Source organism: Autumnicola aciditolerans (assembly GCF_041679265.1).
Lineage (GTDB): Bacteria > Bacteroidota > Bacteroidia > Flavobacteriales > Flavobacteriaceae > Autumnicola.
Window position 1 is genome coordinate 1 of record NZ_JBGFSM010000035.1, and the last position, 5,825, is coordinate 5,825.

General features: G+C 36.7%; 8 protein-coding genes. 7 read left to right on the plus strand and 1 reads right to left on the minus strand.

Going from position 1 to position 5,825, the window contains the following annotated elements; all coding sequences use genetic code 11:
• The 4 genes from AB8M93_RS18230 to AB8M93_RS18245 form a co-directional block, all read left to right on the plus strand.
• Positions 1-587: hypothetical protein (locus AB8M93_RS18230; protein ID WP_373060337.1), on the plus strand; the 587-nt coding region annotated here is incomplete at its 5' end.
• Positions 588-751: 164 nt separating this feature from the next.
• A complete protein-coding gene (locus tag AB8M93_RS18235; RefSeq protein WP_373060339.1) occupies positions 752-1,129 on the plus strand; it encodes a hypothetical protein in 378 nt (125 codons plus the stop codon).
• Between the two features lie 226 nt (positions 1,130-1,355).
• Entirely contained in the window at positions 1,356-1,637 is a 282-nt protein-coding gene (locus AB8M93_RS18240) for a type II toxin-antitoxin system RelE/ParE family toxin (RefSeq protein ID WP_373060341.1), read from the plus strand.
• Positions 1,638-1,654: 17 nt separating this feature from the next.
• A complete protein-coding gene (locus AB8M93_RS18245) occupies positions 1,655-1,954 on the plus strand; it encodes a HigA family addiction module antitoxin (RefSeq protein WP_373060343.1) in 300 nt (99 codons plus the stop codon).
• A gap of 455 nt (positions 1,955-2,409) precedes the next feature.
• Here AB8M93_RS18245 and AB8M93_RS18250 read toward each other — a convergent pair whose 3' ends face one another.
• Positions 2,410-3,474 carry an IS110 family RNA-guided transposase gene (locus tag AB8M93_RS18250; RefSeq protein ID WP_373060345.1) on the minus strand — a complete coding sequence of 355 codons (1,065 nt, stop codon included), beginning with the start codon at positions 3,472-3,474 and terminating at the stop codon, positions 2,410-2,412.
• 139 nt (positions 3,475-3,613) lie between these two features.
• Between AB8M93_RS18250 and AB8M93_RS18255 the strand changes: the two genes are divergently transcribed.
• The 3 genes from AB8M93_RS18255 (at position 3,614) to AB8M93_RS18265 (ending at position 5,609) form a co-directional block, all read left to right on the plus strand.
• Entirely contained in the window at positions 3,614-4,195 is a 582-nt protein-coding gene (locus AB8M93_RS18255) for a DUF3885 domain-containing protein (protein ID WP_373060347.1), read from the plus strand.
• A 90-nt stretch (positions 4,196-4,285) separates the two neighbouring features.
• On the plus strand, positions 4,286-4,945 hold the full coding sequence (locus AB8M93_RS18260; RefSeq protein WP_373060349.1) for a hypothetical protein: 660 nt from the start codon (positions 4,286-4,288) through the stop codon (positions 4,943-4,945).
• 88 nt (positions 4,946-5,033) lie between these two features.
• Positions 5,034-5,609: a hypothetical protein gene (locus AB8M93_RS18265; RefSeq protein WP_373060351.1), complete on the plus strand. Its 576-nt coding sequence runs from the start codon at positions 5,034-5,036 to the stop codon at positions 5,607-5,609.
• The last annotated feature ends 216 nt before the right edge of the window (positions 5,610-5,825 follow it).

Here is a 5,825-nt window from a genome sequence, read left to right on the forward strand (position 1 = left end):
TTCGTGCGTGCTTGTTGCGCCTGATTTTCCTAACGGAAAATCAAGCTCACCATCGCACAGTTTTTATACGGGACGTTGTAGCCAATTTGATGAAACCGATTATGAGACTAATTCAACTTCTTTTCTTACTTATTCCAATCACAAGTTTTAGTCAACCGACTGACAAGGAAATTGCTGAACACTACGAGACGAAAGACTTTGACGTTGCAATTTTTCCAAAAAATGATGGCGAATTGATTGGAGGACTTCGTTTCACTCCAACTAAAGTTCAGGTTGACAGAGCTGAAAATGCCCTAATAGAGAATCTGGAAGAGTTAAATCATGAACTCGAAAACCAAGAAGGAACCAGACATAGACCAATCATTCACAAACACCTGGACAAATACAAACGACAGTATTTCGGTTTAATTGATGAGAATGGTGATAAAATACTTTACATTAAAGCATTATGGTACAAACATGAAGCGAGTGAAGATTGGCTGCAGCGTCTTATTGATGTACATGGAGGAGGAAGCTTTTTTTGGAACATTGAATATAATTTGATTAAGAAAAAACTGACTAATTTATCAGTTAACGGATATTCCTGAAACGAAAAACTGGCTACAACAAAAAATAAACGCAATGCGGCTTAAATCGTACTTCGGTTCATGTTCACAGTCGACAAAAACGTGTTCTGTAATTTTAACCAGCTGCGGAAGAAGCCGCACTGGCGTTTATTAAATACGTTGTAGCTAATTTTTATTTGAATGAGATGAACTCAAAAAGGCTAAATTTCATAAAATCTTATCTGAAACTTTATGATGTTCAAAAAATAGAATTGACTAAAGAAACTGACAAATTCATACAAGGATTTGCGATTTATGATGAATCTGATCCTGATGAAATACAGGAATTTATTTGGAAAAAAAGAGAGAGTGAAACTTCACCACAAGAATTAATTATCCTGATTGATAGAATCGTAAAAGAAAAAATGCATTCCGGAGATAAATTAAACAAACAAATTGAGAATATCCAATTCGACGAATTTGATGATGAAAAAAGGCAAAAATTATTGGAAGAACTTTTCGAAATAGAAATAAATATGATTGACCACGGAGAAGAAACAGATTCTTACTTTGTTCACTACTAATAAAAACTAGCAACAACAACGGTTCACCGCAAATAACGGGTATTCTCGAAAAAGTGTATTTTTAGAAACCAGGAAAGAAAAAAACTAATCCGACAAAACCGCGTCCGTACTCCCGCAACTTGCGGTAACCGGGACCGTTAGGCAGCATAATTTAATCGTACTTACAACTTCGAATTTTTAATTTTTTACTTATCTTTGGCGTTAGTAACGCAAAACAAAATTATTTGTGATTAAAACGTTTTCAGACAAAGAAGCTGACAAAATTTGGAACGGAACCCAATCGAGAAAGCTTCCTGCTAATATTCAAAATGTTGCTAGAAGAAAACTAAGAATTATAAATAATGCTCAAAATATAAATGACTTAAGAATTCCGCCAGCGAATCATTTAGAAAAGTTGAGTGGAAATTTAGAAGGTTTTCATAGCATTAGAATTAATAAGCAATGGAGAATAATGTTCAAATGGGAAAATGATAATGCTTTCGAAGTTCAGATTATTGATTACCACTAATTTTAAAAAGATAAAAAATGAAAAAGCTAGAAAATATACATCCTGGAGAAATTTTGAAAGAAGAATTTTTAGATCCAATGGAAATTACTGCATATCGACTTTCTAAAGAAACATTTATTCCGCAGACAAGAATAAGTGAAATAATAAAAAAGAAAAGAAGGATAACTGCTGACACTGCTCTTCGACTTTCCAAATATTTTGGAACAACAGCAAAATTTTGGCTGGGATTACAAGATGATTATGATTTGGAAGAAGAAAAAAATCTAAAAGAGAAAGAATTCAATAACATAAAACCGTTAGAAAATAACGCTGCCTAACAGCGATTCATCTCAAATTCCGGGTATTGGAGAAAAAGTGTAATTTTAGTAACCAAGTAAGAAACTGGTTAAGCTGACAAGTCCGCGTCCCTTCTATGTTGTATTCCAAATTTCAGACAAACTTTTTTCTTTTTTGACATCTTGCTCTGGTGGAGAGCAACTCAACAACAGTAGTGTTTTCCACAGGGAATGAAACATTCTGTCTCTTAAGAGACCTTTTAAATTTATTCAGTTGCCGTCATGGCTAAGAAAGCCAGGGGCTTTTTAGCTTATCTTAATCCGTAACAGTAATATTATAAAACAGCCTTCTATCAACAGACTCTCACGAGCTGCATCGTCTTTTAGTTTATATAAGTAAGTGCGCCGTAGTCTACTAAATGACAGTCGTGAACGCTGCAGGGACGCGGGAACGGTCACACTTTAAAATAGCTGCTTTATAAATTACTTTATCAATCCTATTTATACCCCAGTTCATATCGGGTTTGGTTATTGAGCACGAATCGCATCCTGCTCAATATTTTTTTGGTGATACGTATGATTGCTTTGTTAGGTTTCATTCTATGGCCCAGTCTCGCATAAGTTGCTCCCAGAGCCGGATCTTTTCCTATTGCCTTCCAGGAGGCTTCTATCATGATATCCCTGAGGATACGGTGACCCCTGGGAGTGATTTCTCCGATCCGTTGGTTTTCTCCAGAAGAGTTTGTAGACGGTACCAGTCCTATAAAACCACATAACCTGTCCAGGTTTTTGAACCTTTTTATATTTTCTATCTCTGTGAGGAATGTGATGGCCGTGATATAGCCCACTCCCGGTATGGACTGCAGGAGTTCCATGTTTTCCTTATACTTGGGAGTGGCAGAAAGCACCTTCACTTTCCGGTTGATATCGAGCTTTTGTGCATAAATATAGTGGTACTTCCCCAAATGACCCTCTAAAGTCTCCCGGAAAGGTCCAATCTCTATTTCTGTAAGCCATTTAATAAATTTTCTGGTCCACTTTTCTTTGCACAGTTCTTCCGGGATAGCAATCCCGTTGCAGTGAAGAAAAGATTTGATCTGGGTTTTGGTTTTTGAAAGGTCTCTGGCCACCGTTTTTCGAAAACGAACAAGACTTCTGTCCGCTAAGGTCTGAACCGAGGGAATATAGATAGGGGTCAATTCTCCGTTCTTCAGGGAGCGGGCGATTTTTTTACTATCCCGCGAATCATTCTTGTGAATTTTCTCTTTTCCGGTTGTTGGTACATCTGCGGGATTCACCACAATAGAATGAATACCCAGCTCCACTAACCGGTAATGAGGCATAAAACCTGCAAAGCCCGCTTCATAGGCACTGAAATAACTGCCTCCGGGATAATTTTCCTTTAGGTGATTAAAAAGTGTCCTGGCATTGGCATCCTGGGAGAAGGTTTTCTGGTAATAAGGATCCATCATGACCGTTACGTTCCAGCTCTTAAGGTGGGTATCGATACCAACATAAATATTTTGGCCGGTGAAATCGAATTGTGTACTTTGTGTTTGCATAAGTTTTGGATTTTAAAGTGAGTAAGTGACTAATACTATTTAATAAATATCTGAAACTTATGCTTTTAATCCTTTATACAAACATAGGGCCTACTCCCGCAACTTGCGATAATCGCAACCGTTGTAGCACATAGAAAAAATGACAGAAAGCGAATTCATAGACTATTGGAATGAAGAATATCCGGAATCGTTTCCAATCAATCACGAATTGAAATGGACTTATCCCAACAGATGGTTTAGAATTCACAGTTTGCCTGAGTCAAAACGATATGCAGAATCTAGGGACGAGTACAAAATCATACTTGACCGACAAAACCAGTTGATTAATGACCTAATTGGAGAAGAATCAGAAGTAGCAATCTCCTTCGGACTTTACACAAACGACATAACCAATGACAATTATAAAGAACTGACTGACTTCGGAGAATTTCTAAAAGTCTTGACAATTGACTTACTCAAGGAAAGACCTGAAAAATATGAAGATGAAATGTACTTTGACATTTATGTCAAGACTGAGAAATGGGAAAATGGAAAAAGGGATGAAATTCTCAAAGCAATTGCTGATGATAAAATAAGAGCAATGTTTGTCAGTCCTTCGAAGAAATGTATCATTGCCCCTTATGACGGTGGAGTCGATGTTGTTGTTGACTCGACCGAAAAACGAGACAGTCTGAAAGCTAAATACAAAGATTGGCTTTCAGAAAGAAAAGATGGAATGTAAAAGAAAAATAAAAACGTGCTACAACAATACCTATACGCAATGCCCTTCGGGACACTGCGTATAGCCAAAACGTTGTGCCCAATTTGAAAAATGACAGAATCGAAAGTCAAATACACGGAAAAAGAAATTCTTGAAATCTTCAAGGAACAACACCGACTTTGCAGTCCACTTGACCCAGAAGCTGACCTCTGGGCTGAAATTACAGCTGAAATGACAGTTCGTGAGTGGAGATGGGCTAACGACTTAATCAGTTGGATGAAGTTGAGTGAATTTTTAAATCAAGAATTTCGAGTTCAGATAAGTCAAGAAGAATGGCAAAACGTATTAGAACCGGCAAGGACAAGAAAACTCATAGAAGTTTGCCGACTTCTTTCAAAGTACGCTGAGAAAGACATTTATGAACCAAAAACTCTGTTTGGCAAACCGTGTTTAAAGGCAGGAGTATTCCTAACAATTAAAAAGAATCTTAAGGACAAAGGAGTAGATGTATCTGAACTTCGACCTTCTTCTTCATTGACAGCATATTTGGACAAGTATTTCTCGCCAGTAATAGAAGAAATCACGCTGACAGGAACAAAACCAATTGACAAAATCGAAACTCGAAAGAAGAAAAAAGGATTTTGGAATGCGATTAATATTTTCGACTCTGACAGATACGAAACACTGACTGGCGACATAAAGACATTCCGTGATTTGACGGAGAAAATAATTGAAGAAAAAAATAAAAATTGGGCACAACAAAACCTATAAGCAATAGCGCCCTGCGGGACGCTACTGCTCATAGCCAAACCGTTGCCACACATTCAAAAGAAACAACAAAAAGAATAAATTCTAAAAAATGAAAATATTTAAAGCAAAGCTGTTACTACTTATTACACTATTTGTTTCCTCAACATTTTTATCCTGCACGGATGATGAAGAAAATATAGTATCACCGCTGATTGGTGAATATGAATTGATAGAATATAAATCGCAAACCGAAATCGATTTAAATGGTGATGGGATAAAAGGTAAAGATTTACTATTGGAACTTGAAGAACTATATTTTAATGATAATTACGATAAAAATAATATTCTAGGATACGAATTGAGTATTTCAGATTATTATAATATACGTATGTACGCAATGCTCCCAGGAATGCAATCACTTGATGACGTACCATACTCAGGTACCTACGGATCTCGTTGGTTGAAATATGAGCTGATGATAAACGACGATTTAGTTACAGTATCTGACTTTGAACGAATACCAGATGAAATTATATACTATTCTTCTGAACTTGATGAAATAACGTTAATAGAACCAAATATTGTTCAATTAGAAATTTCACAATCATTCATTGATTATTCAGACAATGAGAGTAAAAGAATAAAAACTATTGCGACATTTAGAAGACTGGAAAACGAAATATAAATCATCGAAAAGAACGTGTGGCAACACTGTATAAAAACAATGCTTAATTTGTTCTTGAATCGAAACATCGTGCTCGCTAGCTAAGCGGATTGTCCTGCGGACAATCACGCGCGCCCGCTCGCACAGTTTTTATACGAGACGTTATAAGGCATCGAAACCAGAGCGCAGACGGGAAATTTTGTTAAATCGTGGACTGGTCGGGGTTTCGGGAAGAAA

Bases quoted from the DNA above. Each gene is read 5' to 3' on its own strand.
- AB8M93_RS18260 (WP_373060349.1), top strand. From the start codon at position 4,286: ATGACAGAATCGAAAGTCAAATACACGGAAAAAGAAATTCTTGAAATC.
- AB8M93_RS18235 (WP_373060339.1), top strand. From the start codon at position 752: ATGAACTCAAAAAGGCTAAATTTCATAAAATCTTATCTGAAACTTTAT.
- AB8M93_RS18265 (WP_373060351.1), top strand. From the start codon at position 5,034: ATGAAAATATTTAAAGCAAAGCTGTTACTACTTATTACACTATTTGTT.
- AB8M93_RS18255 (WP_373060347.1), top strand. From the start codon at position 3,614: ATGACAGAAAGCGAATTCATAGACTATTGGAATGAAGAATATCCGGAA.
- AB8M93_RS18245 (WP_373060343.1), top strand. From the start codon at position 1,655: ATGAAAAAGCTAGAAAATATACATCCTGGAGAAATTTTGAAAGAAGAA.
- AB8M93_RS18250 (WP_373060345.1), bottom strand. From the start codon at position 3,474: ATGCAAACACAAAGTACACAATTCGATTTCACCGGCCAAAATATTTAT.